23 protein-coding genes are annotated in these 26,156 nt (G+C 72.9%); 15 read left to right on the top strand and 8 right to left on the bottom strand.

From position 1 onward, the window contains the following. Positions 1 to 9: 9 nt before the first annotated feature. On the bottom strand, positions 10 to 1,038 hold the full coding sequence (locus JF597_RS10370; RefSeq protein WP_293992107.1) for a LacI family DNA-binding transcriptional regulator: 1,029 nt from the start codon (positions 1,036 to 1,038) through the stop codon (positions 10 to 12). A gap of 88 nt (positions 1,039 to 1,126) precedes the next feature. Then, positions 1,127 to 2,146, bottom strand: coding sequence for a non-homologous end-joining DNA ligase (gene ligD / locus JF597_RS10365; protein ID WP_293992105.1), 1,020 nt, complete (start codon positions 2,144 to 2,146; stop codon positions 1,127 to 1,129). Positions 2,147 to 2,264: 118 nt separating this feature from the next. Here ligD and JF597_RS10360 point away from each other — a divergent pair, with 118 nt between their 5' ends. Together JF597_RS10360 and JF597_RS10355 are read left to right on the top strand one after the other, a co-directional pair. Next, positions 2,265 to 3,329, top strand: a complete 1,065-nt coding sequence (locus JF597_RS10360; RefSeq protein ID WP_293992103.1) for an ATP-dependent DNA ligase — start codon at positions 2,265 to 2,267, stop codon at positions 3,327 to 3,329. Positions 3,330 to 3,434: 105 nt separating this feature from the next. Next, entirely contained in the window at positions 3,435 to 4,427 is a 993-nt protein-coding gene (locus JF597_RS10355; RefSeq protein WP_293992244.1) for a DUF3048 domain-containing protein, read from the top strand. Here JF597_RS10355 and JF597_RS10350 read toward each other — a convergent pair. After that, positions 4,424 to 4,888, bottom strand: a complete 465-nt coding sequence (locus JF597_RS10350) for a MarR family transcriptional regulator (protein WP_293992101.1) — start codon at positions 4,886 to 4,888, stop codon at positions 4,424 to 4,426. The genes JF597_RS10355 and JF597_RS10350 overlap by 4 nt on opposite strands. Positions 4,889 to 5,072: 184 nt before the next feature. Between JF597_RS10350 and JF597_RS10345 the strand changes: the two genes are divergently transcribed. The 8 genes from JF597_RS10345 to JF597_RS10310 all read left to right on the top strand — a co-directional run bounded on the left by JF597_RS10345 (position 5,073) and on the right by JF597_RS10310 (position 12,461). Continuing rightward, positions 5,073 to 5,828 (top strand): CoA transferase subunit A, encoded by a 756-nt coding sequence (locus tag JF597_RS10345; RefSeq protein ID WP_293992099.1) that lies wholly within the window; start codon positions 5,073 to 5,075, stop codon positions 5,826 to 5,828. Next, on the top strand, positions 5,828 to 6,472 hold the full coding sequence (locus JF597_RS10340) for a CoA transferase subunit B (protein WP_293992097.1): 645 nt from the start codon (positions 5,828 to 5,830) through the stop codon (positions 6,470 to 6,472). The genes JF597_RS10345 and JF597_RS10340 overlap by 1 nt, the downstream gene beginning before the upstream one ends. Then, complete coding sequence (locus JF597_RS10335; protein ID WP_293992095.1) at positions 6,469 to 7,671, top strand: thiolase family protein; 1,203 nt, start codon at positions 6,469 to 6,471, stop codon at positions 7,669 to 7,671. The genes JF597_RS10340 and JF597_RS10335 overlap by 4 nt, the downstream gene beginning before the upstream one ends. A gap of 114 nt (positions 7,672 to 7,785) precedes the next feature. Continuing rightward, on the top strand, positions 7,786 to 8,559 hold the full coding sequence (gene pcaH, locus JF597_RS10330; protein WP_293992094.1) for a protocatechuate 3,4-dioxygenase subunit beta: 774 nt from the start codon (positions 7,786 to 7,788) through the stop codon (positions 8,557 to 8,559). Positions 8,560 to 8,565: 6 nt separating this feature from the next. Further along, positions 8,566 to 9,168, top strand: coding sequence for a protocatechuate 3,4-dioxygenase subunit alpha (gene pcaG / locus JF597_RS10325; RefSeq protein ID WP_293992092.1), 603 nt, complete (start codon positions 8,566 to 8,568; stop codon positions 9,166 to 9,168). Further along, positions 9,165 to 10,505 carry a 3-carboxy-cis,cis-muconate cycloisomerase gene (gene pcaB / locus JF597_RS10320; RefSeq protein ID WP_293992090.1) on the top strand — a complete coding sequence of 447 codons (1,341 nt, stop codon included), beginning with the start codon at positions 9,165 to 9,167 and terminating at the stop codon, positions 10,503 to 10,505. The genes pcaG and pcaB overlap by 4 nt, the downstream gene beginning before the upstream one ends. Further along, positions 10,502 to 11,620, top strand: coding sequence for a 3-oxoadipate enol-lactonase (pcaD, locus tag JF597_RS10315; RefSeq protein ID WP_293992088.1), 1,119 nt, complete (start codon positions 10,502 to 10,504; stop codon positions 11,618 to 11,620). Before pcaB ends, pcaD begins: the two co-directional genes overlap by 4 nt. 49 nt (positions 11,621 to 11,669) lie before the next feature. Continuing rightward, on the top strand, positions 11,670 to 12,461 hold the full coding sequence (locus JF597_RS10310) for an SDR family NAD(P)-dependent oxidoreductase (RefSeq protein ID WP_293992086.1): 792 nt from the start codon (positions 11,670 to 11,672) through the stop codon (positions 12,459 to 12,461). Between the two features lie 95 nt (positions 12,462 to 12,556). Here JF597_RS10310 and JF597_RS10305 read toward each other — a convergent pair whose 3' ends face one another. Next, on the bottom strand, positions 12,557 to 15,238 hold the full coding sequence (locus JF597_RS10305) for an AAA family ATPase (RefSeq protein WP_293992084.1): 2,682 nt from the start codon (positions 15,236 to 15,238) through the stop codon (positions 12,557 to 12,559). Between the two features lie 181 nt (positions 15,239 to 15,419). On the opposite strand from JF597_RS10305, the gene JF597_RS10300 reads away from it, so the two are divergent. The 3 genes from JF597_RS10300 to JF597_RS10290 all read left to right on the top strand — a co-directional run bounded on the left by JF597_RS10300 (position 15,420) and on the right by JF597_RS10290 (position 19,252). Beyond that, positions 15,420 to 16,700, top strand: coding sequence for an MFS transporter (locus JF597_RS10300; protein ID WP_293992082.1), 1,281 nt, complete (start codon positions 15,420 to 15,422; stop codon positions 16,698 to 16,700). A 16-nt stretch (positions 16,701 to 16,716) separates the two neighbouring features. Beyond that, on the top strand, positions 16,717 to 17,859 hold the full coding sequence (locus tag JF597_RS10295) for an anhydro-N-acetylmuramic acid kinase (protein WP_293992242.1): 1,143 nt from the start codon (positions 16,717 to 16,719) through the stop codon (positions 17,857 to 17,859). A 310-nt stretch (positions 17,860 to 18,169) separates the two neighbouring features. Then, positions 18,170 to 19,252, top strand: a complete 1,083-nt coding sequence (locus JF597_RS10290; protein ID WP_293992080.1) for a DUF2510 domain-containing protein — start codon at positions 18,170 to 18,172, stop codon at positions 19,250 to 19,252. Between the two features lie 163 nt (positions 19,253 to 19,415). Here JF597_RS10290 and JF597_RS10285 read toward each other — a convergent pair whose 3' ends face one another. Beyond that, on the bottom strand, positions 19,416 to 20,030 hold the full coding sequence (locus JF597_RS10285) for a TetR/AcrR family transcriptional regulator (protein WP_293992078.1): 615 nt from the start codon (positions 20,028 to 20,030) through the stop codon (positions 19,416 to 19,418). A gap of 223 nt (positions 20,031 to 20,253) precedes the next feature. Here JF597_RS10285 and JF597_RS10280 point away from each other — a divergent pair, with 223 nt between their 5' ends. Both JF597_RS10280 and JF597_RS10275 read left to right on the top strand, forming a co-directional pair. Beyond that, complete coding sequence (locus JF597_RS10280) at positions 20,254 to 21,087, top strand: phosphatase PAP2 family protein (protein ID WP_293992076.1); 834 nt, start codon at positions 20,254 to 20,256, stop codon at positions 21,085 to 21,087. Next, positions 21,084 to 22,016, top strand: a complete 933-nt coding sequence (locus JF597_RS10275; RefSeq protein ID WP_293992074.1) for a hypothetical protein — start codon at positions 21,084 to 21,086, stop codon at positions 22,014 to 22,016. The genes JF597_RS10280 and JF597_RS10275 overlap by 4 nt, the downstream gene beginning before the upstream one ends. A gap of 122 nt (positions 22,017 to 22,138) precedes the next feature. On the opposite strand, the gene JF597_RS10270 is transcribed toward JF597_RS10275, so the two are convergent. The 3 genes from JF597_RS10270 to JF597_RS10260 all read right to left on the bottom strand — a co-directional run bounded on the left by JF597_RS10270 (position 22,139) and on the right by JF597_RS10260 (position 25,867). Continuing rightward, complete coding sequence (locus tag JF597_RS10270) at positions 22,139 to 24,187, bottom strand: phosphocholine-specific phospholipase C (RefSeq protein ID WP_293992072.1); 2,049 nt, start codon at positions 24,185 to 24,187, stop codon at positions 22,139 to 22,141. Positions 24,188 to 24,389: 202 nt separating this feature from the next. After that, on the bottom strand, positions 24,390 to 24,845 hold the full coding sequence (locus JF597_RS10265; RefSeq protein WP_293992070.1) for a hypothetical protein: 456 nt from the start codon (positions 24,843 to 24,845) through the stop codon (positions 24,390 to 24,392). A gap of 86 nt (positions 24,846 to 24,931) precedes the next feature. Beyond that, positions 24,932 to 25,867: a hypothetical protein gene (locus JF597_RS10260; RefSeq protein ID WP_293992068.1), complete on the bottom strand. Its 936-nt coding sequence runs from the start codon at positions 25,865 to 25,867 to the stop codon at positions 24,932 to 24,934. Between the last annotated feature and the right edge of the window lie 289 nt (positions 25,868 to 26,156).

Below are 26,156 nucleotides of genomic sequence, written 5' to 3'. Positions count from 1 at the left end.
CGGGACGCGTCACGCGGTCGCGCGCCGTATCAGCGTCGTGGGCAGGACGACGCTGGACGGCGCACCGGTCGCCGACTCGTCGCGGGTCAGTGCGGACAGCAGCAGGCGGGCCATCAACCGGCCCATCTCCTCGATGTCCTGACGGACCGTCGTAAGAGGCGGCTCGGTCTGTTCGGCGACGGGCAGCACGTCGTCGAAGCCGATCACGGCGACGTCCTCGGGCACCCGGCGGCCGCGGTCGCGCAGGACGCGCAGGGCGCCGAGGGCGGTGAGGTCGTTGGCGGCGAACACGGCGTCCACGTCCGGGCAGCGGTCGAGGAGTTCGCTCATGGCCCGCTCGCCGCCGGAGGGAGTGAAGTCGCCGGCCGCGACCAGTCGAGGAACGGCCTCCCCCATGGCGTCCCGGTATCCCTGGAGGCGGTCGGCCGCCGAGGTCTGGTCCAGCGGTCCGGTGATGTGCGCGATCCGGCTCCGGCCGAGGCCGACGAGGTGGCGTACCGCGTCCTCGGCGCCGCCCCGGTTGTCGCAGTCGACGTACACGGCGCTGTTCGTGCCGTCGCTCCAGCCGGGCCGGCCGCCGAACACGGTGGGGACGCCGGCGCCCTCGATCAGACCGGGCAGCGGGTCGTCGAGGTGGAGGGAGAAGACCAGCGCGCCGTCGACATGGCCGCCGGCGAGGTAGCGGGCCACCCGGGCGTGGTCGTCCCGGCCCTCGGTGAGCAGCAGGACGAGCTGGTTGTCGTGGGCGGTCAGTTCCTTGCTGATGCCGCGCAGTTGGAGGGCGAAGAAGGGGTCGGTGAAGACCCGGGTCTCCGGTTCGGCGATGACGACGGCGACGGCGTCGTGCCGTTTGGTGACAAGGCTGCGGGCGGCCTGGTTGGGGACGTAGCCGAGTTCCTCGACCGCCCGCCGCACCCGTTGGACGAGGGGCTCGCGCACGCCGTCCCCGCCGTTGACGACCCGGGACACGGTGGCCCGGGACACTCCGGCCCGCGCGGCCACGGCCTCCAGCGTGGGGCGCGACACTGCCTCGGACACCTCGGCCCTCCTCCTCGGCGGCTGGCGATCAGCATAGTCCCGGGCGCCGGCGGCCGGCCCCCGGCGAGGGCGTGACCGAGTGCCGCCGTCAGGAGGACTGTTCGGGCCGGGCCCGGCTCGGCTGGACGCGCTTGGGCTCGCCCGGCATCTTCGGGTACTCCGGCGGATAGGGCAGGTCGCCGAGACCGTGCTCGTCCTCGTCGCGGCGGGCGAGTTCGAGGAGGGCGTCGAGGGAGTAGGCGTGGTCGTCCATGTCGGCGTGCACGTCGCCGGCTTCGGCGAACCGGGCCGGCATCGTGGCCAGGTCGAAGTCCGCCGGCTGCACGTGGTCGAGCTCCTCCCAGCGCAGCGGTGCGGAGACGGGGGCGTTCGGGAGGGGCCGCAGGGAGTAGGCGGAGGCGATGGTGCGGTCGCGGGCCGTCTGGTTGTAGTCGATGAAGATGCGCTCGCCGCGCTCCTCCTTCCACCACCTGGTGGTCACCCGGTCCGGCATCCGGCGTTCCAGCTCGCGGCCCACGGCGATCGCCGCGCGCCGGACCTGGGTGAAGGTCCAGCGGGGTTCGACGGGCACGAAGACGTGCAGCCCGCGGCCGCCGGAGGTCTTGGGCCAGCCCCGCAGTCCGCCGAACTCGTCGAGGACGGCCCGCAGTTCGTGGGCGGCGCGGACCGCGTCGGCGAAGTCGGTGCCGGGCTGCGGGTCGAGGTCGATCCGGAGCTCGTCGGGATGGTCGACGTCCCCGCGCCGCACCGGCCAGGGGTGGAAGGTGAGCGTGCCGTACTGCGCGGCCCACACCACGGCCGCCTCCTCCGTGGGGCACATCTCGTCGGCGGTGCGGCCGCTGGGGAAGGTGATGTGGGCGGTGGGGATCCAGTCGGGCATGCCCTTGGGGGCGCGCTTCTGGTAGAACCACTCGCCCTCGACACCGTCCGGGTAGCGCTGGAGGGTCGTGGGGCGGTCGCGCAGGGCGCGCAGGATGCCGGGGGCGACGGCCGCGTAGTAGCGAGCGACGTCGAGCTTGGTGAAACCGCGCTCCGGGTAGAACACCTTGTCCGGGCTGGACAGCCGTACGGTCCGGCCGGCCACCTCCAGTTGCACCGCATCGCCCATGCGGCCACGGTAGGCGCACCACCCCCGCCTCGCATATCGGCTCGACACGGTCGCCGGGCCCGTAGCGGAGCGTGCCGCGTGACGAGCGGACGCCGGGGAGCGCTCGTAGAGTCATGGCATGGATCTGCCGGTGATGCCGCCCGTGAAGCCGATGCTCGCCAAGTCGGTGGCGACGATCCCGCCGGACATGCAGTACGAGGCGAAGTGGGACGGCTTCCGCGCGATCGTGTTCCGGGACGGCGCCGAGGTGGAGCTGGGCAGTCGTACCGGGAAGCCGCTGACCCGGTACTTCCCCGAGCTGGTGGTGGCGCTGAAGGAGCGGGTGCCCGAGCGGTGCGTGCTGGACGGGGAGATCGTGATCGCGCGGGAGGGCCGGCTGGACTTCGACGCGCTGACCGAGCGGATCCATCCGGCGGCCTCCAGGGTGCGCACGCTGGCGGAGCGGACGCCCGCCTCCTTCGTCGCCTTCGACCTGCTGGCGCTGGACGACGAGTCCCTCCTCGACGTCCCGCTGACCGACCGCCGCGCCCTGCTCACGAGGGCACTGGACGGGGTCACCCCGCCCGTGCATCTGGCGCCGGCCACGACCGATGTCGAGGTGGCCCGGCAGTGGTTCGAGCAGTACGAGGGGGCCGGCCTCGACGGGGTCATCGCCAAGCCGCTCACCCTGCGCTACCGGCAGGACGAGCGTGCCATGTACAAGGTCAAGCACGAGCGGACGGCCGACGTCGTGGTCGCCGGTTACCGCTTCCACAAGAGCGGCCCGGTGGTGGGCTCGCTGCTGCTGGGCCTGTACGACGACCGGGGTGCCCTCCAGCACGTGGGCGTGTCGGCCGCGTTCCCGATGAAGCGGCGGGCCGAGCTGGTCGAGGAGCTGGAGCCGCTGCGCATGGACGACGTCTCCGGTCACCCGTGGGCGGCCTGGGCGGAGGAGGCCGCGCACGAGTCGGCCCGGCTGCCCGGTGCGCCGAGCCGCTGGTCGGGCAAGAAGGACCTGTCCTGGGTACCGGTGCGGCCGGAGCGGGTGGCCGAGGTGGCGTACGACCACATGGAGAACGGGGCCCGTTTCCGGCACACGGCCCGGTTCCGCCGCTGGCGCCCGGACCGCACGCCGGAGAGCTGCACCTACGCCCAGCTGGAGGAGCCGGTGCGCTACGACCTCACGGAGATCCTCGGGTCCTGACCGTCCCCGATCTGGTTCGACCGGGTATGGCACCCGATGACCTGTTGAGTACACAATCAAGCAACAGCGTGAACGGGGTGGGACGAACGGGGGGCCGCGGTGGACATGCGACACGAGGCGCCGACACGCCGGACCGTACTGACGGCAGCACTGGCGGCGGTCGCGACGACGGCTTCCCTGACCGCGGGCTGCACCCGGCACGGCACGGCGGACGACGGCCGCCCACCACAGGCCACCCCGACGCCGGGCGAGGGGACCCCCGCGCCGAGCGGGCAGCGGGCCACCGGATCCGTCCTGGCCGTGAAGATCGACAACGTGGCCGCGGCCCGCCCGCAGACCGGACTGGACTCGGCGGACGTGGTGTACGCCGAACAGGTGGAGGGCGGACTCAGCCGGCTGATGGCGGTGTACGCCACCGGGCTCCCCGCGGTCATCGGCCCGGTCCGCAGCGTCCGTGAGTCCGACCTGGAACTGCTGCGTCAGTTCGACCGGCCGACGCTCGCCTTCTCCGGCGCCCAGAGGAAACTGCTCCCCCTGATCGGCCGGGCACCCCTGCGGCCGGAGTCGCCGGCGGAGACGTCCCGCGCCTACTACCGGGGCAGCGGCAGACCGGCCCCGCACAACCTGTACCTGCGTCCGGCCGCTGTGCTGCCGGACGGCGCGCCCGGCAGGGCGGCGCTCACCACCGGTTTCCGCTACGGTCCGGCCCCGGCCGGCGGCATGGCCACCGCCGCCCGCACCGTGCGGTACCCGGCGGCCCGCTTCACCTTCACCTGGTCCGGCGACCACAACCGCTGGCTGGTCTCGATGGACGGCACACCGGCCCGGACGACGGCCGGGACGCGACTCACGGCCCCGACGGTCGTGGTGCAGTACGTCAAGGTGACCAGGTCCGGATTTCACGACGTGCTCGGCAACTACACGCCGTACACGCACACGGTCGGGTCGGGACGGGCCGACGTGCTGCGGGACGGGCGAACGTTCCGGACCACGTGGTCACGTCCGGCGGCCACCGACGGCACGGCGTTCACGGGTGCCGACGGCGCTCCGGTGGACTTCGCCGACGGCCCGGTATGGGTGGTGTTCGTGAAGGCCTAGGTCCTGGAGGCGAGGGGCTCCGCGGGATTGCGCAGGTCCTCCGCCGCGTCCGAGACCCGGCGGATCAGATCGAAGAACTGCCTCTGCTCCTCGGCCGAGAGCGGGGCCAGGAAGACCTGGTTCATCCGCGCGGTGCGCACGCTGAGCTTGCGGTGGGTGCGCAGGCCGTCGTCGGTGAGGCGCAGCAGGAAGCGGCGGCCGTCCTGCGGGTCGCGCACCTTGTCGAGGAGCCCGCGCCGGCCCAGCCGGCTGATGACCTCGGCGACGGTCGACCGGTCCAGGCCCACCCGCTCCCCCACGGTCCGTTGGTCCAGTCCCGGCTCGGCGACGAGCGCGTTCAGTACCGCGAACTGCGGCGAGGTGATCTCTTCCGAGACCATCGTGTTCCACAGCAGGTAGTGGGCCTGCTGAAGCCGCCGGGCCAGGTGCCCGGGGTGGGTGGTGAGGTCCACCGCGGCCATATGCGCTCCCAGGGTCCGAATTCGTTGGTGCACTGAACGATACCCGCGGTCTTCCGTCCTGTCTGTACACCTGACCGCCAGCGGCCATGGTCTTGACTGGTGCCGACGCCAGTGGCAGCGTGGCAGATATCTCGCTGAAATACTCAGTGCCCTGATTAATTCGCTGAGAGATGAGGCTGCACGGATGGACAAGGTGGTCGCCACGGCCGCGGAGGCGGTGGCCGACGTGCCGGAGGGCGCGTCGCTGGCGGTGGGCGGGTTCGGGCTGAGCGGTGTCCCGAGCGCACTGATCGAGGCGTTGTACCGGCGGGGGGTGGGTGGCCTCGCGGTGGTCTCGAACAACTGCGGGGCGATGGACACGGGACTCGCCGTCCTGCTCGCCGCCGGACGGATCACCCGGGTGACCGGTTCCTACATCGGGGGGAACAAGGAGTTCGCGCGCCAGTATCTGGCGGGTGAGCTGGAGCTGGAGCTGATCCCGCAGGGCACCCTGGCCGAGCGGCTGCGGGCGGGCGGTGCCGGGATCCCCGCGTTCTACACCCCCGCGGGGGTGGGCACGCAGGTGGCGGACGGCGGACTGCCCTGGCGCTACGACGGCTCCGGCGGGGTGGCACTGGCGTCGCCCGCGAAGGAGGTGCGGGAGTTCGACGGCACCGAGTACGTGCTGGAGCGGGGCATCCGCACCGACTTCGCGCTCGTGCGGGCGGCGAAGGGCGACCGGCACGGGAACCTGGTCTTCAACAAGTCCACCCGGAACTTCAACCCGCTCGCGGCGATGGCCGGGAAGGTCGCGATCGCAGAGGTGGAGGAGCTGGTGGAGCCCGGGGAGATCGATCCGGACGCGGTGCACCTGCCGGGGATCTTCGTGCAGCGGGTGGTGGCGCTCACTCCCGAGCAGGCGGCGGACAAGAAGATCGAGCAGCGGACGGTGAGCAGCTGATGGCCTGGACGCGCCAGGAGATGGCCGCCCGGGCGGCCCGTGAACTGGAAGACGGGCAGTACGTGAATCTCGGGATCGGGCTGCCGACGCTGATCCCGAACTACCTGCCCGAGGGGGTGGAGGTGGTCCTGGAGTCGGAGAACGGCATTCTGGGCACCGGCCCCTACCCGAGCGAGGACGCCGTCGACCCGGACCTGATCAACGCCGGGAAGGAGACCGTGACCGTCCTGCCGGGCGCCTCCTTCTTCGATTCGGCGCTGTCCTTCTCCATGATCCGCGGCGGCCACATCGACGTCGCCGTGCTGGGCGCGATGCAGGTCTCCGCGGGCGGGGACCTGGCCAACTGGGCGATCCCCGGCAAGCTCGTCACCGGGATCGGCGGGGCGATGGACCTCGTCCACGGCGCCCGCCGGGTGATCGTGGTGATGACGCACACCGCGAAGGACGGCTCGGCGAAGATCCTCACGGAGTGCGCGCTGCCGCTGACCGGCAAGGCGTGCGTGGACCGGATCATCACCGACCTGGGCGTCCTGGACGTCACCGGTGACGGACTCGTCCTCGTCGAGGCCGCTCCCGGGGTCGGCGTCGAGGAGATCATCGCCAAGACCGACGCCAAGCTCACCGTCCCGGAGGATCTGCTGTGAACACGGTGTACATCGTCGACGCCGTCCGCACGCCGATCGGCCGCTACAACGGCGGTCTGGCCGGCGTACGCCCGGACGACCTGGCCGCCCACGCCGTCCGCGAACTCCTCGCCCGCACCCCCGACCTGGACCCGGCCCGGATCGAGGACGTCTACTTCGGCAACGCCAACGGCGCAGGCGAGGAGAACCGCAACGTCGGCCGGATGGCCGCGCTGCTGGCGGGCCTGCCGACGTCCGTGCCGGGCGTCACGGTCAACCGGCTGTGCGGCTCGGGGCTGGAGGCGGTCATCCAGGCCGCGCGTGCCATCGCCGTCGGGGACGCCTCCATCGCCGTGGCGGGCGGTGTCGAGTCGATGACCCGGGCGCCGTACGTGCTGCCCAAGAACGACCGGCCGTTCCCCGCCGGGCACGCCGAGCTGTACTCGACCACGCTGGGCTGGCGCATGGTCAACCCGCAGATGGACCCGCAGTGGACCATCCCGCTGGGCGAGTCGGCCGAACGCATCGCCGACAAACACAAGATCAGCCGCGAGCAGCAGGACGAGTTCGCCCTCGCCTCGCACCAGAAGGCCGCCGCCGCACGGGAACGCGGCCTGTTCGAGGCCGAGTTGGCCCCGGTGTCCATTCCGCAGCGCAAGGGCGAGCCGGTGGTGTTCGGTGCGGACGAATGTGTGCGTCCGGACGCCTCCCTCGCCGCGATGGCCAAGCTCAAGCCGTCCTTCCGTACGGAGGGCGGGACGGTGACCGCGGGGAACGCGTCGCCGCTCAACGACGGTGCGGCGGCGCTGCTGCTCACCGATGAGGAGGGGCTGCGGTCGCTCGGGCGGGAGCCGCTGGCCCGGGTCTCCGCGACCGGGGTCCACGCGCTGGACCCCGACTACTTCGGGCTCGCGCCCGTGGAAGCGGTGAACCGGGCACTCGCCAAGGCGGGCAGAGGCTTTGGCGACCTGTCGGTCCTGGAGCTGAACGAGGCCTTCGCCGCCCAGGTTCTCGGATGCGTCGCCGAGTGGCCCGAGTTCGATCCGGCGATCCTCAATCCGCAGGGTGGGGCGATCGCGTTGGGGCATCCGCTCGGTGCCTCGGGGGCGCGGCTCGCGGGGACCGTGGCGCACCAGCTGGCGCGGCGTGGCAGCGGTACCGGTGTTGCCGGCCTTTGCATCGGCGTTGGCCAAGGGCTCGCGCTTGTTCTTGAGCGGTAGACGAGCCGTGCGCACCTGCTGGTGCGTTGTGGCTGGTCGCGCAGTTCCTCCCCCAGCCTCCGGCCGGGGGCACCCCCAGTGCCCCTGACGGGGCGCTCACACCTAGGACTTTGTATGACACTCACCCAGGCTGATATCGACCTTGAGGTCGCCGCCGAGCACGCCGCCTATGAGAAGCGGGTGGCCGAAGGCGCCCCCGTCGAGCACCACCCCCGCCGGGACTACGCCCCCTACCGGTCGTCCGTTCTGCGGCATCCGAAGCAGCCGCTGGTCGGCATCGACACCAGCAAGGACCCGGAGCTGGTGGAGCTGCACTCCCCCGCGTTCGGGGAGCGGGACATCACCGGGATAGACAATGACCTGACCCGGCAGCACAGCGGAGAGCCCGTCGGCGAGCGGATCACGGTCTCCGGGCGGCTGCTGGACCGGGACGGCCGGCCGGTCCGGGGCCAGCTGATCGAGATCTGGCAGGCCAACTCGGCGGGCCGCTACGCCCACCAGCGCGAGCAGCACGACGCCCCGCTGGACCCGAACTTCACCGGGGTCGGCCGCACGATCACCGACGCCGACGGCGGCTACCACTTCACCACCATCCAGCCGGGCCCCTACCCCTGGCGCAACCACCTCAACGCGTGGCGCCCGGCCCACATCCACTTCTCGATGTTCGGTACGGCGTTCACGCAGCGGCTGGTGACGCAGATGTACTTCCCGAGCGACCCGCTGTTCCCGTACGACCCGATCATCCAGTCGGTGACGGACGACGCGGCCCGGCAGCGTCTGGTCGCGACCTACGACCACGGCCTGTCCGCGCCGGAGTTCTCGATGGGCTACCACTGGGACATCGTGCTGGACGGCCCCGCCGCCACCTGGATCGAAGAAGGACGCTGACCTGCCATGACGAAGATCGACACGAGCAGCCCGGAGAACGTCCTGCCCACCCCGTCGCACACGGTCGGCCCGTTCTACGGGTACGCGCTGCCGTTCCGCGGCGGGGAGGACATCGCGCCCCTGGGGCACCCTGACACGATCACGGTCCACGGATACGTCTTCGACGGCGCGGGCGACCCGCTTCCCGACGCGCTCGTGGAGGTGTGGGGTGCCGACCCGGACGGGAACGTGTCCACGACCGACGGTTCGCTCCGCCGCGACCCGGCGACCGGTGACCACCTCGGCCGCAACGGTGTGGAGTTCACCGGCTGGGGCCGGATCCAGACGGACACGAACGGACACTGGTACGCGCGGACGCTGCGGCCCGGCGCCCGCGGCGGCAGCGCGCCCTACCTCAGCGTGTGCGTGTTCGCGCGCGGGCTGCTGGTGCACCTCTTCACCCGGATCTACCTGCCGGGCGACGACGCGGCGCTCGCCGCCGACCCGCTGCTCACCCGGGTGGGCGAGCGACGCGACACGCTGATCGCCGCCGACGAGGGCAGCGGGACCTACCGTTTCGACATCCGCCTTCAGGGCGAGGGCGAGACGGTCTTCCTGGAGTTCCAGTGAGTTCAGTGGAGTACGGCGGTGGTGACGCCGGGCTGCTCGGTCCCGGGTGGTCCGGCTCCCCTGCCGCGTCCGCGACCGGCGACCGCGCCTGGCTGCGGGCGCTCCTCGACGCGGAGGCGGCCCTCACCCGCGCCCAGGCGGCCCTCGGGCAGGCCCCGGCCGGGGCCGCGACGGCCGCGACCGAGGCGGCCGATCCCGACCGGTTCGACGTCGGCGCCCTCGCGGAGCGCGGCCGCGGCGGCGGCAACCCGGTCATCCCGCTGGTCGCCGAGCTCACCAAGGCGGTCGGCGCGGAGTACGGGCCGTACGTGCACCGGGGCGCGACCAGCCAGGACATCATGGACACGGCGACGATGCTGGTAGCCGCCCGCACCCTGGACCTCGTGCTCGCCGACCTCGGGCGCACCGCACAGGCCCTGTCCCGGCTCGCCGCCGAGCACCGCGACACGCCGATGCCGGGCCGCACGCTCACCCAGCACGCCGTACCGACGACGTTCGGGCTGAAGGCGGCCGGCTGGCGCTCGCTGGTCCTCGACGCCCGGGACCGCGTGGCCCGGGTCCGGGAGTCGCTGCCCGCCCAACTCGGCGGCGCGGCAGGCACGCTGGCCGCCTTCGGGGCGTACGGCGCGGAGCACCCCGAGGAGCTTCCGGCGGCGTACGCCCGTGAACTCGGCCTCTGCGTACCCCCGTTGCCCTGGCACACGCTGCGCACGCCGGTCGCCGACCTCGCCGGGTGCCTCGCCTTCACGGCGGGCGCGCTGGGGAAGGCCGCCGCGGACGTGCTGATCCTGTCCCGTACCGAGATCGGCGAGGTCTCCGAGGGCAGCGGGGGCGGTTCCTCGGCGATGCCGCACAAGGCCAACCCGGTGCGCGCCACGCTGGTCGCGGCGGCCGCCCGGCGGGCCCCGCAGCTCGCGGCCGTCCTGTACGGCTCGATGGCCGCGGAGGACGAGCGGCCTGCCGGCGCCTGGCACGCCGAGTGGGAACCCCTGCGCGATCTGCTGCGGACCGTCGGCGGCGCGGCACGGGACGCGGCGGAGCTGGCGGAGGGGCTGCGGGTGCATCCGGAGGCGATGCTCAGGAACCTCGGCCTCACCAACGGGCTGATCGTCTCGGAGCGGCTCTCCGCCGGACTGGCCCCCGTGCTCGGCCGGGCCCGGGCCAAGGAACTGCTCACCGAGCTGGCCCGCCGCACCCACACCGAGCACCGGACGCTGCGCGAACTCCTCGCCGAGGAGCCCGGCCTTAAGGACGTCGACCTCGACGACCTGACCGACCCCGCCCGCTACACCGGATCAGCCGGTGTGCTCACCGACCGTGCTCTGGAGCGACGTTGACCGAGAATCTCCTCAACCACCGTGTCGAGGGCCCCGCTTCGGCTCCCCCGCTGCTCCTCGGACCCTCGCTCGGCACCTCGTACGCCCTGTGGGACGCCGTGGCGCCCGAACTGTCCACCGCCCACCGGGTGGTGCGCTGGAACCTCCCGGGCCACGGCGGCTCGGCGCCCGGCCTGATCAAGGCCGGGGCGACCGTGGGTGACCTCGCCGACCTGGTGCTCGCGCTGGCCGACTCACTCGGCATCGGGCGGTTCGCGTACGCGGGGGTGTCACTGGGCGGTGCCGTGGGACTGCACCTGGCCGTCCACCACCCGGACCGGCTGGAGAACCTGGCGGTGATCTGCTCCTCGGCCCACTTCGGCGGCTCCAAGTCCTGGGAGGAGCGGGCCGAGCGGGTGCGCCGGGAGGGCGTGGAGTGGCTCGCGGAGAACGCCCCCGGCCGCTGGTTCACCCCCGGCTTCACCGCACCGCGGCTGGTCGAGGACCAGCGGTCGGCCGACCCGGAGGCGTACGCCGCCTGCTGCGACGCGCTGGCCGCCTTCGACCTGCGCGACCGCCTCGGCGAGATCGCCGTCCGCACCCTGCTGATCGCCGGCCGGCAGGATCCCGCGACGCCGCCGCCGCACCTGCGGGAGATCGCGGACGCGGTCGCCGCGTCCACACTGGTCGAGCTGCCGGGCGCCGCGCACCTGGCGCCCGCACAGTGCCCGGAGGCCGTCCTGACCGCGCTCCGCTCCCACCTCGGCGGGGGCGCCAGGCGCGGGATGGCGGTACGGCGTGACGTACTCGGCGACGCGCACGTGGACCGTGCCCAGGCCCGGCAGACCCCGTTCACGGCCCGCTTCCAGGACTTCATCTCGCGCTACGCGTGGGGCGAGATCTGGACCGACCCCACGCTCTCCCGCCGCGAACGCAGCATGATCACCCTGACCGCGCTGGTCGCCCACGGCCACTACGACGAGCTGGCCATGCACGTGCGGGCGGCCCGGCGCAACGGGCTCACGCCGGAGGAGATCGGCGCGGTGCTGCTGCAGACGGCCGTGTACTGCGGGGTCCCGGCGGCGAACTCGGCGTTCGCGACGGCCCAGCGGGTGCTGGCGGAAGAGGAAGGGTGACCCTGCCGGGGACAGGCACAGGAGCGGGCGCTGTGCCTACGGTGGGGGCATGTCGACCATCCTGATCACGGGTGCCACCTCCGGACTGGGCCGGTACGTCGCCTTCGAACTGGTCCGCGCGGGCCACGTCGTCCTCGCGCACGGCCGGGATCCGGGCCGTACCGAGCGCCTGGTCGAGGAACTGCGCACCGAGGGCGACGCCGAGGGCTTCGTCGCGGACCTGGCCTCGCTGTCCCAGGTCCGCGAACTGGGCGCACGGGTCGCCCACGCCCACCCCGACCTGGACGTACTGATCAACAACGCAGGCGTCGGCGCCGGTACCCCCGGCTCGGGCCGCGAACTGAGCACGGACGGCCACGAGCTACGCCTGGCCGTCAACTATCTGGCCCCGGTGGCCCTCACCCGTGTCCTCCTGCCGGTGCTGCGCGCGAACACTCCCGCCCGCATCGTCGACGTCGGCTCGGCGGGCCAGGAGCCCCTCGATTTCGACGACCCCGAGTTCACCCGCGGCTACCAGGGCTTCGCGGCGTACTGCAGGGCCAAGTTCGCGCTGGCAGCCCACACCTTCACCCTGGCGGAGGAGCTGGCGGGCACGGGCATCGCCGTGAATGTCCTCCACCCGGCCACTTTCATGGACACGGCGATGGTGAGAGAGGGCGGAGTAGCGCCCTGGAGCACGGTGGCAGACGGCGCCCCGGGGGTACTGGCCCTGGCGACGCAGGACCGGGGCACGGGGGGCTACTTCGACGGCACGAATCCGGCAAGAGCACACGAGGCAACATACGACAAGGACGTACGAAAACGACTGTCAGCGGTAACTGACCAACTCCTGGCCCTCTAGCGCCCCTTTAGGGGCGCTGGGGGTGCCCCCGGCCGGAGGCTGGGGGAGGAACTGCGCGATCAACCCCCACCCACCCGCACCCCGCAACGCACCCGTCAACGCAGCCCTCTCCCGGTATCCAGCACCTCCCGAGCCTGCGCAACCAACCCATCCGCCCCACACGACCGAGCCAACGCCAGCCCCCTGTTCAACTCGGCCACCGACCGCGCAGCGATCCCGTACTCCACCCGCGCCGCCGCATGCTCGTACTGGCACGGCGAGGCCTCCAGATACGCCACCGCCTGCGAGGCCAGCCGCACCTGCCGCTGTCCGGTCTCCAGCGCGGCGGCGCACCGCAACGCCTCGCCGATCGCCGTGTCCGTGCCGAACCGCTCGGCCTGCCGCCGCGCGTCACCCGCCAGCTGGGCCGCCCGCACCGGGTCCTCGCTCGCGAGCGCCCGGGCGAGGTCGAGCGCCCAGGGCACGACCACGGGGTTGAAGTGGCCGCGCGCGGCGGCCGCCTTCTCCGCCGCCTCCAGTTCGTTCACCGCCTCGTCCGTGCGCCCGACGGCGAGCAGCAGCCGGCCGCGTACCGACCGCGGGTCGGGCATGACGATCGTGGAGGGGTACGGCGGTGCGAAACCGTACTGTTCGGCGGTCTCCCAGGCCTGCTGGACGTGGCCGCGGGCGAGCAGCGTGTCGACGAGGTTGCAGGTGGCGGTCCAGTACAGGGGCAGTCGGCGGCCGACCCGCTCGGCGATCCGCAGGGACTCCCGCAGCGAAGTCTCCGCGTCCCGGAGCCGGCCGCGCCTGCGGTGGCCGAGGCCGACGTAGGCATGGGCGAGGGCGAGGTGACCGCCGCTCCAGCCGGACGACTCGTAGGCGCGCAGGGCCTCGTTGTACAGGCTCTCCGCGCGGTCGAGGCGGTCGGTGTAGACGTAGGAGTTGGCGAGCATCAGCAGGAGTTCGATGCCCCACTCGGTGTCGGTCCAGCCGAGGCCGGGCGCGAGCCGGCCGTTGACGAGGGCGCGGTCGCACAACTCGACGACCTCCTCGGCGCTCTCGCCCTGGATCAGCAGGTCGAAGCCGCGCAGCATCAGCAGGGCGCGCTCGGAGTTGTCGCGGCCGGTACAGGTGGCGGCGAGGTCGGCGAGCCGTTCGGAGCGCCGCGGGGAGACGGCCTCGCCGGCGATGCCCTCCCACATGAACTGGACGGCCTGGAGCCGGAGCTTGGCGGGTCCTTCCTCGTGCCGGGCGGCCTCCGCCTCGACCGTGCGGACGGCTTCCTCCAGCTGGTCGTTGTGGAGGAGTGCCTGGGAGAGCCGGAAGACGGCGTCGACGCGTTCGGGGCCGGTGAGGCCGGCCATGCCGAGGGCGCTCCGCAGGTGGCCGATGGTGACGGCGGGTTTGGTGAGGAGGGTGGCGCAGCCCAGTTCGTAGAGGACGCGTGCGTGGACGTCGGGGAGGGGCGGTTCGCGCAGGGCGCGTTCGAGGCAGCGGCGGGCCGCGTCCGGGGCGCCGACGGCGAGGTGTTCCTTGGCCGCGTCCCGCAGCTGTTCGACGAGCTCCTCGTCGTCGTCCGGGTGCACCTTCAGCAGATGGCGGGAGGCCTCGGCTATGCCCCGGCCGTCGTCGATGACGATCTGGGCGGCGATGCCGTGCATGGCGGTGCACATCGCGGGCGGGATGGAGTTGTAGACGGCGGTGGCGATCAGCGGGTGGACGAACTCCAGGTCGCCCGTGTGGGACCGGGAGCCGGCCGGGTCGGGCTCGGTGAGGATACGGGCGTTGCACAGGAGTTCGGCGCAGCGCTCGGCGTCGTCCACGGCCATGCTGGCGAGCTGGGCGACGAGACCGACGGAGATGCCGGCGCCGAGGATGGCGGCGGCCCAGGCGAACCGGGTGGCGTCGACGCCGAGGCCTTCGAGGCGGGTGACGAGACCGCCGCCCCTGGCCGACCGGTTGAGGGCGCGCAGTTCGCCGGCCCGGGCCTCTACGGGTTCGACCTCGCTGTCCTGGACCTTGGCGAGGAGTTCGACGGTCTCGTAGGGGTTGCCGCCGGTGACGGCCCAGACCTCGCGGCAGAACGGGGCGTCGGCGTGCTCGCCGAGGGTGGCGCGGGTCAGGCCGGCGGTGGCGTCCGGGGTGAGGGGGCTGACGGTGCGGACGGGGCGGCCGGCCGCGGCGGCCACGGCGTCGAGGTGGCGGGCGCTGTCGCCGGTGACCTCGCCGGGGCGGCGGGCCACCAGGACCAGGACGGACAGGTCGTCGAGGCGCTCGACGAACGCGGCGAGCCAGGCCAGCGTCTCCTGGTCGGCCCAGTGCGCGTCGTCGATCAGCAGGACCAGCGGCCAGTAGCGCTTGGCGAGCCGGCGGACGGCGGCGACCAGGCCGTCGCAGACGCCCTGTGGGTCGGCCTGGCGGTCTCCGGGGTCGGTGATGCCGAGGGCGGGGCCGGCGACCTCGTACCAGTCGCCGAGGTACTCGCGGGCCTCCTCGGGCAGCAGGGAGACCAGGGCCGACTGTAACAGCTGCCGTACCACGTGGAAGGGCACGCTGCGCAGGGTCTCGACGCCGCGGGTGGACCAGACGGTGCAGCCCCGGCGTTCGGCGATGCGGCGGGTCTCGGCCAGCAGCGCGGTCTTGCCGAGCCCGGCCTCGCCGCGGATCACCAGCAGGTTCCCGGAGGTGGAACGATCGGCGCACAGGACGTCGAGCGCCTCTTCGACGGCGGCGATCTCCTCCTCGCGCTCCCAGAGGGGAGCCGAGGCGCCTCCCGGGGGCTGCTCCTCCGTCATCCTGCTACCTCCCCAAGTCGCCCGAACGACGTACAGACTACGAGCGTAGCCGTCCTGTTGGCTGTCCGGAGGCGGGTCCGGGCGGCTGTTGCCGTGACGGGTGAAAGCGGGTGCGCCCGGGCGACGCGGGACGGCTCCGACCTGCCGCTGTACAGCGAACGGACCGTCAACGGGCAGGGACATGAGGCTGACTTTCGAAGATCGGGCAGTGCGGGAGCGGAACCGGCCCCTCCGGGCGCTGGCGGCGGGCTCGGTCGGCAATTTCATCGAGTGGTACGAGTTCGGTGTCTACGGCTATGTCGCGACCGTCGTCGCCGAGCGGTTCTTCACCCCGGCGGGCGGGAGCGCGGCCGAGGGGCTGGTGCGCACCTACGCCTCGTTCGGGCTGGCCTTCTTCTTCCGCCCACTGGGCGCCGCCCTGTTCGGCCGGCTGGCGGACCGGTTCGGCCGGCGCCCGGTGCTGATCCTGGTGGTGGCGCTGATGACGGGGGCGACGGCGCTGATCGGCGTGCTCCCGACGTATGCGCAGGCCGGTGCGGTCGCGCCGTGGCTGCTGACGTTCCTGAGGGTGGTTCAGGGGCTGTCGGCGGGGGGTGAGTTCGGAGGCGCGGTGGCGATGCTGACCGAGTTCGCGCCGCCGGGGCGGCGGGGGCTGTACGGGGCGTGGCAGTCGTTCACCGTGGCGTTGGGGCTGCTGGGCGGGTCCGGGGTCGCGGTGGCGCTGTCCGCGATGCTGACGGCAGCTCAGTTCGGGTCTTGGGGCTGGCGGTTGCCGTTCCTGCTGGCGTTGCCGCTGGGCGCGCTCGCGCTGTGGCTGCGGATCGGTCTTGACGAGACACCGGAGTTCCGGGAGCCTGCCGCGGGCGCCGGGCGCGCCGTGCGGGTGCCGGTGCGGGCGATCGCACTGGCCGTCGCCCGGGTGATGGGCTGGTCGGCGGCCGGGTACACCTTCCTGGTGGTGCTGCCGTCGTACCTCCAGGCCGCGCTGCACACCGGCTTCCGGCAGGCACTGCTGGCGACCGTGGTGGCGAACCTGGGGTTCGCGGCGGCCATCCTGCCGGCGGGGCTGCTCAGCGACCGGGTGGGGCGGCGGCCGGTGATGCTGGCGGGCGCCGGGCTGGTGGTGCTGCTGGCGCTGCCGCTGCTGCACCTCCTCCGGGACCCGGGAACCGCGGCCGCCGTGAAGGGCGCCGCCCTGTGCGGCGCGGGCGCGGTGGTGGGGCTGATGGCCGGGCCGGGGCCCGCGCTGCTGGCCGAGATGTTCCCGGTGCGGGCCCGCTGCACGGGCCTCGGACTCGCCTACGCCCTGTCCAATGCCGTGTTCTCGGGCTGCGCGGGCCTCATCATCACGGAGGCGGTGCGGCGCACCGGGAATCTCGACGTGCCCGGCTACTACGCGGCGGCGACCTGCGCGGTCAGCGTGCTCGCGCTGCTCGGGTCGCAGCGCCTGCAGTCGGGTTGAGAGGCAGGTGGAGACGGTGCTGGTGATCGGCCTGATGTCCGGGACGTCGTACGACGCGGTGGACGCGGCGGCGGCCGAGTTGCGGCTGCTGGACGGCACGCTGCTGCTGAAGCCGCTGGGGATGGTGAGCACGCCGTACGACGAGGAGCTGCGGGAGGCGCTCGCGGGGGCGCTGCCGCCGGCCGCCGTGCCGCTGGCCCGGGTGTGTCTGCTGGACACCCGGATCGGGCAGGCGTTCGCGGCGGCCGCGGTCCGGGCCGACCGGGAACTGTGCGGTGGGCGGGCCGAGTTGGTGGCCTCGCACGGGCAGACGGTCTACCACTGGGTGGACGGCGGCCGGGTGCACGGCACGCTCCAGCTCGGGCAGCCGGCGTGGATCGCGGAGGCGACGGGGCTGCCGGTCGTCTCCGACCTGCGGTCGCGGGACGTGGCCGCCGGGGGCCAGGGCGCTCCGCTGGTGAGCCTGGTCGACCTGCTGTGGCTGCGCGGGCGGCCGGGGACGCCGGTGGCGCTGAACCTCGGCGGGATCGCCAACCTCACCGCGCCCGACGGCACGGCCTTCGACACCGGGCCCGGGTGCGCGCTGCTGGACGCGGCGGTCCGGGAGTTCACCGGCGGCCGGCTGGCGTACGACGTGGACGGGGCGCTGGCGGCGCGCGGCCGTCCGCACGGGCCGCTGCTCGAAGAACTGCTGGCGGAGCCGTACTACGCGCTGCCCGCGCCGAAGACGACCGGCAAGGAGCTGTTCCACGCCGGGTACTGGCGGGCGCCCGCCGGGATCTGCGCCGAGGACGCACTGGCCACCCTCACCCGGCTGACCGCCCGGACGGTGGCGGACGCGGTGCGGGGCGTGGCGGCGACGGAGGTGGTCGCCTCGGGCGGCGGCACCCGCAACCCGGTACTGATGCGGATGCTGCGCGGGCTGCTCCCGGAGGTCCCGGTGCGCGTCTCCGACGAACTCGGGCTGCCCGCGGCGGCGAAGGAGGCGTACGCCTTCGCGGTCCTCGGCTTCCTGACCGCACACGGCCTCGCGGGCACGTTCCCGGCCGCCACCGGCGCCCGCCACCCGAGCGTCCTGGGCTCACTGACCCCGGGACGGGACGGCCTGTGCCTGCCGCCACCGGCACCGGGGCCGCCGGTGCGCCTGCGGATCGAATGAGCCGTCCGCGCCCACCCCACCCGCAGCACGCCGTCCCACCCTGTCCGACCGTCCGGATGACGCCCACCCACCTCGTCCGACCGTCCGGATGACGCGGACTCGCCCCGTCCGACCGTCCGGATGACGCGGGCTCGCCCCGTCCGACCGTCCGGATGACGCGGGCTCGCCCCGTCCGGGCCGTACCGGATGACGCCGGCTCACCTCGTCCGAGGCGTGCCGGATCAGACATCCCGCGCGTACCGGATCGCCTCGTGCGAACATCGCCGGATCCTCTCATCCGACTTTCACCGATGCCTCATACGGTAGGAGCATGACGCAGGTGACTCCCCCCGGGTGGTATCCCGATCCCGGGCAGACAAGTGACGGTCCGGCCACCGAACGCTGGTGGGACGGCAAGGCCTGGACGGAACAGACCCGGCCCGCCGGGTCGGCCGCGGACTGGGGTCCCCCGCCGCAGCCACCGGCCGAGGGCCCCCAGCCGGCCGCCGGTGCCTTCCCGACGTACCCGGCGAACGGGCCCTACCCCGCCTACCCGGGCTATCCGGGGTACCCGGCGCAGCCGCCGGCCCCCGCCAGGCGCGGGCTGCGTACCGGCATCGCCGTCGGCGTCGCCGTGGCGGTCCTCGCCACGATCGGGGTGGTCGCGTGGGCACTCACCGACAACGGCAGCGGCGGCCGGCAGGCCTCCCAGCAGAGTTCGGGCGGCCAGGGCGGTTTCGGCCAGGGCGGCCCCGAGGGCCAGAACGGCGGGCAGAACGGCGGCCAGGGCTTCCCGTTCGGCGGGTCGGGCGGTGGCTCGGGATCCGGTGGCACCGACGGGGGTGCGTCGCCGTCGCCGGGGCAGTCCGAGGCGCCGAAGGTCAAGGGCGGCGGCACGGTGTCGGACTCGATCAACGCCATCAGCATCCCGGTGCCGGACGGCTGGACCGGGCAGGCGATCAGCTACGGCGCCAACGTCAGTTCCGACGACTCCTACAAGTGCCCGGGCGACACCTCGCAGACCTGCACCGCCGGCGGTGCCTACTCGGCGCCCGCGGTGGTGCTGGGCACCAAGGGGAACACGGCCGAGGAGGTCGCCAAGGCGGACATCTCGGCCAACGCCACGGAGTCGTACGGCGGCAAGACCTACGGCTCGATCACCTCGCACGAGGTGCTGGCCTCCAAGGCGGTCACGGTGGCCGGGCAGAAGGGGTACATGGTCCGCTGGAAGGCGATCACCAGCAAGGGCGCCGACGGTTACGTCGAGTCGCTGGCCTTCCCGTCGCCTGCGAACGCCCAGCAGATCGTGGTGGTCCGGTTCGGCGTCGACGTCGGCCAGAAGGAGTCGGTCATCGACACGATCACCAGCGGCATCAAGGTGTCCTCGGGCAGCGGCAGCGGTTCGAACGTCTGACCCGCACTCGCGTGCCGTTCCCGAGCACAGCAGTCGGCCGGGTGGGGTGCCCCTCCGCTCAAAGGGGCACCCCACCCGGCCGGGGGGTGCGCGCCGCCCCCGTCCCCACGGTGCGGCGCGAGCAGGTCGCCGTCCAGTCATCCCGTGGACGGCGGCCTGGGTCTCAGGTCAGTCCGAGTGCGGGCAGCACGACGGCCTCCACGAAGCGGACGAGATAGTCGGCGTCGGCGTACTCGCCGGTGAGCACGGGCCGCACCCGCAGCACGCCGAACATCATGGCGGGCACGTAGTCCAGCGCGGGATGGCCCTCGGGCACCTCGTCGCGCTCGACACCGCGGTACAGGATGTGCTGGAGCGCGGCGATCTCGGGTTCGACGAGTGCCTCGCGCAGCGCCTGCGCCAGTTCCTCGTCCGAGTGGACCGCGTGGCCCAGCGCCGAGAGCAGTTTGGTGTCCTTGCGGGACCAGTCACCCGCGACCCGCGCCACCTCTCGCAGGTCCCCGGCGAGTGAGCCGGTGTCGACGCCGGCGAAGCGCACCTCGCGGTTGGCCCGCAGCGCGGCCGCGACGAACTGCGGCTTCGTCTTCCACTGCCGGTAGAGCGTGGACTTGCTGCACCGGGTGCTGGCGGCGACCCCCTCCATGGAGACGGAGTCGTAACCGCACTCGCGGATCTGTTCGAGCACGGCGTCGAAGAACTCCCGCTCACGCTCCGGCGTGATCTTGGAGCGGCGCGAGGCTGCGACCGTCTCCGGTCCGTCCGCGGCCTGCGACGTCATGTGCTCTTCTCCTCACTCGCGCATCACTTGCGGATCACTTCCGCCCCGCCCGCCGTTCGGCCGGCGCGGAAACCTACAACCAGTGTGGCCTACGTCTATCGGTACGCCACTGTACCGGTACTCGACCGTATCGGTACAGTGGCGTATCGGTACGCTTCCGTATCGAAGAGTTCGGGCCACCGTCCGGGACTCGCACGCACCACCGTCAGTGAGGGGGCCTGGGATGAGATCCCAGTCCGAGCCGGCAGCAGCGGAGCCGGGCGCGATAGCCCGGCCGCCGCTCGTCCGTGAGCTCCTGCTCGTCGCAGGGCTCTTCCTCGTCTACAAGTTCGGGCGCCAGCTGGCCACCGGCCATACCGCCGAGGCCCTGCACAACGCCCACCGGATCTGGGACCTGGAACGGACGCTGCACCTGCCCTCGGAGGTCGGCGTGCAGTCCGCACTGCTGCACGGCGACACCCTCGTCCACCTCGCCAACACCTACTACGCCACGGTTCATTTCCCGGCCACGCTGGCCTTCCTGGTCTGGCTCTACCTGCGACGCCCCGCGCACTACGTCTGGGCCCGACGGGTCCTCGCCCTGGTGACCGCGGCCGCCCTGGTGCTGCCGTTCACCTTCCCGCTGGCACCGCCCCGCATGCTGGCCGCGACCGGCCTCGTCGACACCGCCCGGGTGTACGGTCCCTCCGTCTACGGCCCGCCGAGCAGCGACCACCTCTCCAACCAGTTCGCGGCGATGCCCTCGCTGCACTTCGGCTGGGCCCTGATGGTGGCGATCGGCCTGATCGTCGCCACCCGCTCCCGTCGGCGCTGGCTGTGGCTGCTGCACCCGGCGATCACCCTCCTCGTGATCGTGGGCACCGCGAACCACTACTGGCTGGACTCGATCGTCGCCACCGCGATGCTCGGCGCCGCCCTCGCCCTCATCCGCCCCCAGACTTCGTCCGGGGGGACCCCCCTCTCGCTTCGCTCGCCGCGCCGCACGGCCAGCACGGCCGGGCGCGGCACCCGGCACCTCGTCTCCGAGGAGCCCGTGCCGGTGGGGGCTGGCCGATGAGCGCCGCCGCCCTGATCGCCGTCGTCCTCTCCCTGGTCTCGGCCGTCGCCTACGCGGCCGCCGCCGTCGCCCAGGAGCGCCTCGCCTCGAGGACCGCCGGAGCGGGCCTGCTGCGGCTGCTCGGCTCCGGTGCCTGGTGGGCGGCGGTGGGCCTGAACGCCGGCGCCGCCCTGCTGCACGTCGTCGCCCTGAAGTTCGGCCCGCTGACCCTCGTACAGCCGCTGGGCGCGCTGACCCTGGTCGCGGCCGTGCCGATGGGCGCCCGGGCGGCGGGCCGCCGGGTCACCGCCAACGAGTGGCGGGGCACCGCGCTGACCCTGCTCGGCCTCGGCGCCCTCCTGATCACGGCCTCCGGCCCCGCACCCCACCAGGTGCTGAGCCTCACCGAGGCCCTCGCGGTGGCCGGTACGACGGCCGCCCTGATCGGCGTCCTGTCCCGCCCCGGCGCCCGCCCGGGCCTGCGGCACGCGACCGCGTCCGGCTTCGCCTCCGGCGTCGCCTCGGCCCTCACCCAGACGGTGACGGTGGCGGCGACCGACCGCTCGGGCCCGGCCCTGAGTGTCGAGGTGATCGTGGTGGCCCTGCTGGTCGCCGCGTTCGCGGTGGGCGGCCTGCTGCTCTCCCAGACGGCCTACCGCGGCGGCCTGGGCGCCCCGCTCGCGGTCGTCACCCTGTCCAACCCGGTGGCCGCGGCGGTCATCGGCCTGACCCTGCTCGGCCAGGGCCTCCAGGACGGCGCCTGGGGCGTCCTGCTCGCCCTGACCGGTGCGGCCCTCGCCTCCTGGGGCGTGGTCCTGCTCACCCGGGTGACACCGCCGGCACCGGTCATCGAACCGGACGACGAACACCCGGTGGCAGCGGTCCTGGCCCTGGACCCGACCCTGCTCCCCCGCCAGCCGACGGAACCGAAGAAACTGACGTCCCTGTAACGCCCCCCGAAGGGGTGCTGGGGGTACCCCCCGGCCGAAGGCTGGGGGAGGAACTGCGCGACCAGCCACGACCAGCCCGCAGCCGCCGCGCCCCCGCTCCCCGCACCCCCTCGGGCGCACGATCACACCGTGATGATCGCCGGGTCGCTGACCCCGGGCTCCCCGTTCTCGACATGCCCGGCGAACCGCCGCACGTAGCTCGCGTCGGCCTCGGACGTGACCGTCAGGTCGTACCACCGCTCGCTGTGGTTGAGGTGCACGATGTGCGTCACCACGGCCCCGGCACGCACGGTGAAGGTGCGGCCCCGGCCGCCGTACCCGTCGGCCACGGCCAGCTTCACCGTGCCGCTGCCCTTGTTGGTGAAGGTCAGCTCGATGTCGTCACCGTGCGGCCGGGCGGTGACCTCGGGGCCCGCCACCTTGCCGGGCCCCTGGAAGGTGCGCAGGAAGCCGTTCGGGCCGTGCACGGTCAGGTCGTACGCCCCGCCCGAGTACACCGTGTTCCAGGTGTCGGCGACGGACTTTCCGGCCTCGGTCGTGTAGCTCCACGGCCCGTCGCCGCGGTTGTTGGAGGTGACCAGGAAGGCGGCACCGGCCTGCGCGCCCGACGCGAACGTGAGCGTGAACTTCCCGGCCGCCGTGTCCAGCGCACCGTCCACCAGCGGGGCGTACTTGAGCGGCCTGGTCGGGCGTGAGCCGCGCTCCTGCCGGGGCAGCGCCGGGTTGGCGGGCGGGGTGGGCACGTAGTCGGGGTGGCGGTTGCCGTCCGGCGGCCGGTAGCCGTCCGTGGCCGGCAGCGCGACCGGCTTGGTGTCCTTGCGGGAGAAGTCGAACGCCGAGGTCAGGTCGCCGCTGACGGTGCGCCGCCAGGGCGAGATGTTGGGCTCGTGGACGCCGAAGCGGGCCTCCATGAACCGGATGATCGAGGTGTGGTCGAGCGTCTCGGAGCAGACGTAGCCGCCCTTGCTCCACGGGGAGACGACCAGCATCGGGACGCGCTGGCCGAGGCCGTAGGCGCCGGCCGCGTGGCTCGCGTCGCCCTTGAAGAGGTCGAGGCCCGGGTCGACCGTGGACTTGCCCTGCGCGGCGGAGGACGGCGGGAACGGCGGGATCAGGTGGTCGAAGAAGCCGTCGTTCTCGTCGTACGTGATGAACACGGCCGTCTTCGCCCACACCGCGGGGTCGGCGGTGAGGGCGTCGAGGACCTGGGAGACGTACCAGGCGCCGTAGTTGGCGGGCCAGTTGGGGTGCTCGGTGAAGGCCTCCGGGGCGACGACCCAGGAGATCTGCGGCAGCTTGCCGGCCTTGACGTCGGCCTTGAGCCGGTCGAAGAAGCCCTCGCCCTTGGTGGCGTCGGTGCCGGTGCGGGCCTTGTCGTACAGCGGGTCGCCGGGCTGGGCGTTCTGGTACTGCTTGAAGTAGAGCAGCGAGTTGTCGCCGTAGTTGCCGCGGTAGGCGTCCTGGATCCAGCCCCAGCCGCCGGCCGCGTCCAGGCCGTCGCCGACGTCCTGGTAGATCTTCCAGGAGACGCCGGCCTTCTCCAGGCGCTCCGGGTACGTCGTCCAGCTGTAGCCGGCCTCGTCGTTGCCGAGGACCGGGCCGCCGCCCTGGCCGTCGTTGCCCGTGTAGCCCGTCCACATGTAGTAGCGGTTCGGGTCGGTGGAGCCCATGAACGAGCAGTGGTAGGCGTCGCAGATGGTGAAGGCGTCGGCCAGCGCGTAGTGGAACGGAATGTCGTCGCGGTTCAGGTACGCCATCGTCGTGGAGCCCTTCGCCGGGACCCACTTGTCGTACTTGCCGCCGTTGACCGCGGTGTGCGTGTCGCTCCAGCCGTGCGGCAGGTCCTGGATGAAGGCGAGGCCCAGGTCGTCGGCGTCCGGGTGGAAGGGCAGGATGTCCTTCGTACCGTTCGACTGGTGCCACACGGACTTGTTGTTCTGGGTGACCGAACGCGGGTCGCCGAAGCCGCGGACACCTCTGAGGGTGCCGAAGTAGTGGTCGAACGAACGGTTCTCCTGCATCAGGACGACGATGTGCTCGACATCCTGGATCGAGCCGGTGCGGTGGTTCGCGGGCAGCGCGGCGGCACGCTGGATGCTGCTGGACAGCGCGGTGAACGCCGTCGTGGCGCCCGCGAGCTGAAGGAATCGGCGCCGGTTTACTTCGGTCATGAGTGGGCGACCTCTCATCCTGACGTACGGATGGCCGGAACAGGGCGGATTGTCTGCGGGTGCGAGTGTTCCAAGGGCATCGAACGTCAGGGAAGGGTCTGGTGTCGCGGATGTGAAACCCGGCGGTACGTGAGGTGGGTAGTCGGTAAGGGGACGGAGCCGGCCGCGGCGGGGGGCGGTGACCGCGGCCGGCCGCCCGGCGTCAGCTGATGAAGGAGCCCGCGGCGCAGGCGCTCTCCGTCACCCACTGGTGGGACAGGATGTTGTCGTTCATGGTGTGGCCGTCGGTGAAGTGGTCGCGGGTGAGGTCGTCCACGTAGAGCTCGCCCGGCTTCAGGCAGCCGTAGCCGCCCGAGTAGTTGGCGTAGTAGTAGAAGGCGACGACGTCCTTGCCGCCGACGTAGCCGCTGTTCATCACGGAGGAGGCGACGTTGCCGACGCCCTGGAAACCGCCGGCGCTGTCGGACCAGTTGGAGTCGTTGCCCGCGCTGACGCCGAGCAGGCCGCCCGCGCAGTCCCAGTCCCGCCAGGCCCGCACGTTGCCGTCGCGGCCCGGCCACGCCGCGTTGCAGCCGGCCGAGGCGTGGGCGTTGACGGGTACGGCGAAGCCGACGGCGGCGAGGGCCAGCGTGGTGAGGGCGAGGGTCATTTTGCGCATGATGAATTCCGTTCTGCCTCGTCGGAGGCGGTCGGTGTGGGAAGGACCGCGGCGGGCGCCGCGGAGTCATGGGGTGGCGGCAGGTCTCAGGTGCGGGCGGGCACGATCCGCTCGGCGCGCTCCAGCGCCCTGAGGCGCACCTGCCGGTAGGCGTCCAGCCGGGCGCCGTACTCGCCGTCCAGCCGGGCCAGGTAGTGGGCCTCGCGGTCCCGGCCCACGGACCTGAGGGAGACCTGGCGGGCGCAGGTGGCGTCGGCGACCGCGATCCGGACCTCGGCGGCGAAGTTCCTGGCCTCCTCCGCCCGGGTCTGGACCGCGGGGTGCTCCCGGGTGGCCTGCCGGGCCGCGTCCGGGTCCGGGTAGGGGTGGCCGGCGCGCTTCATGCAGGCGGACCACGCGTTGACGGCGGCGGTGAACCGCCGGTCGTGCAGCAGCTTGCCGACGTAGAGCGGGCGCAGGTTGCTCGCCGTGGTGTCGAGCCGGAACCAGGTCCGCGGATCGCCGTACAGCCGCCGCTCCGCCTCGGCGTCGCAGCCGCCGGTCCGCTTGGTGACCTCGCCCCCGCCGGGGACGTCGGTGCGCAGCAGTTCGGCCCGGCGGCCGCCGTCGAGAGCGGTGTCGTACGCGGCCTTCCGGGTGGTGGGGAGGCCCTTGCGGTAGGCGCTGTTGGGGTTGCGCAGCCGGGCGCGGTCCTCCTTCGCCGCGATCCGGCTGCCGTACCCGTAGGTACGGGCCCAGTGCACGTCGTCCTGGACGTAGCCGAGCGGCCTGCTCTCGGCCAGGCTCAGCGGGCGGTCCGTCCAGTAGCGGAACCCGTGGCGTCCCATGCACCCGGCGACCAGGCGCTGTTCGGCGTCCGAGATCCGCAGGTCCTGCGCGTATCCGAGGTCGCGGACCCGGTGCGCGGCGGCGGGGGCCGAGCCGTCGCCGGACGTCCGGGTGCAGCCGGTGAGGGCGAGCGCGGTCACGGCGGCGACGGTGCTCAGCCACGCGGTCCTTCGGCGGAAGGCGGTGCGCTTCATCGGGCGACTCCCTGGCGTACGGCGAACGGCTCGGTGCTTACGGGCCGTTGACGCCGCCGGCAGGGCGTTCGTATGACATGCGGCCGCGGGGAAATTCCGGCGCCGCGGATTCCGTCGCGGATCCGGGGGTGCGGTCATACGAGGGCCGGCCGCCGGCCGTCTCCCGCACAGGGGCCGCTATGGCCACCCACAGAAACCAGCCAACCGCGGCAGGAGGGAGAACGGCTCCCGCGGCGCCGACGGGCCCCGTCCCGTTCGGCACACCGGGCCTCGCGGCCATTCCGTCCGG

Origin of the sequence: Streptomyces sp. (assembly GCF_019510245.1) — a bacterium.
Classification (GTDB): Bacteria; Actinomycetota; Actinomycetes; order Streptomycetales; family Streptomycetaceae; genus Streptomyces.
Note: the sequence above shows the minus strand (reverse complement) of the source record. Positions and strands in the feature narration are given on the sequence as shown.

Bases quoted from the DNA above. Each gene is read 5' to 3' on its own strand.
- ligD (WP_293992105.1), bottom strand. From the start codon at position 2,146: ATGGGCGATGCGGTGCAACTGGAGGTGGCCGGCCGGACCGTACGGCTG.
- JF597_RS10360 (WP_293992103.1), top strand. From the start codon at position 2,265: ATGGATCTGCCGGTGATGCCGCCCGTGAAGCCGATGCTCGCCAAGTCG.
- JF597_RS10355 (WP_293992244.1), top strand. From the start codon at position 3,435: ATGCGACACGAGGCGCCGACACGCCGGACCGTACTGACGGCAGCACTG.
- JF597_RS10350 (WP_293992101.1), bottom strand. From the start codon at position 4,888: ATGGCCGCGGTGGACCTCACCACCCACCCCGGGCACCTGGCCCGGCGG.
- JF597_RS10345 (WP_293992099.1), top strand. From the start codon at position 5,073: ATGGACAAGGTGGTCGCCACGGCCGCGGAGGCGGTGGCCGACGTGCCG.
- JF597_RS10340 (WP_293992097.1), top strand. From the start codon at position 5,828: ATGGCCTGGACGCGCCAGGAGATGGCCGCCCGGGCGGCCCGTGAACTG.
- pcaH (WP_293992094.1), top strand. From the start codon at position 7,786: ATGACACTCACCCAGGCTGATATCGACCTTGAGGTCGCCGCCGAGCAC.
- pcaG (WP_293992092.1), top strand. From the start codon at position 8,566: ATGACGAAGATCGACACGAGCAGCCCGGAGAACGTCCTGCCCACCCCG.
- JF597_RS10310 (WP_293992086.1), top strand. From the start codon at position 11,670: ATGTCGACCATCCTGATCACGGGTGCCACCTCCGGACTGGGCCGGTAC.
- JF597_RS10305 (WP_293992084.1), bottom strand. From the start codon at position 15,238: ATGACGGAGGAGCAGCCCCCGGGAGGCGCCTCGGCTCCCCTCTGGGAG.
- JF597_RS10300 (WP_293992082.1), top strand. From the start codon at position 15,420: ATGAGGCTGACTTTCGAAGATCGGGCAGTGCGGGAGCGGAACCGGCCC.
- JF597_RS10290 (WP_293992080.1), top strand. From the start codon at position 18,170: ATGACGCAGGTGACTCCCCCCGGGTGGTATCCCGATCCCGGGCAGACA.
- JF597_RS10285 (WP_293992078.1), bottom strand. From the start codon at position 20,030: ATGACGTCGCAGGCCGCGGACGGACCGGAGACGGTCGCAGCCTCGCGC.
- JF597_RS10280 (WP_293992076.1), top strand. From the start codon at position 20,254: ATGAGATCCCAGTCCGAGCCGGCAGCAGCGGAGCCGGGCGCGATAGCC.
- JF597_RS10275 (WP_293992074.1), top strand. From the start codon at position 21,084: ATGAGCGCCGCCGCCCTGATCGCCGTCGTCCTCTCCCTGGTCTCGGCC.
- JF597_RS10270 (WP_293992072.1), bottom strand. From the start codon at position 24,187: ATGACCGAAGTAAACCGGCGCCGATTCCTTCAGCTCGCGGGCGCCACG.
- JF597_RS10265 (WP_293992070.1), bottom strand. From the start codon at position 24,845: ATGCGCAAAATGACCCTCGCCCTCACCACGCTGGCCCTCGCCGCCGTC.
- JF597_RS10260 (WP_293992068.1), bottom strand. From the start codon at position 25,867: ATGAAGCGCACCGCCTTCCGCCGAAGGACCGCGTGGCTGAGCACCGTC.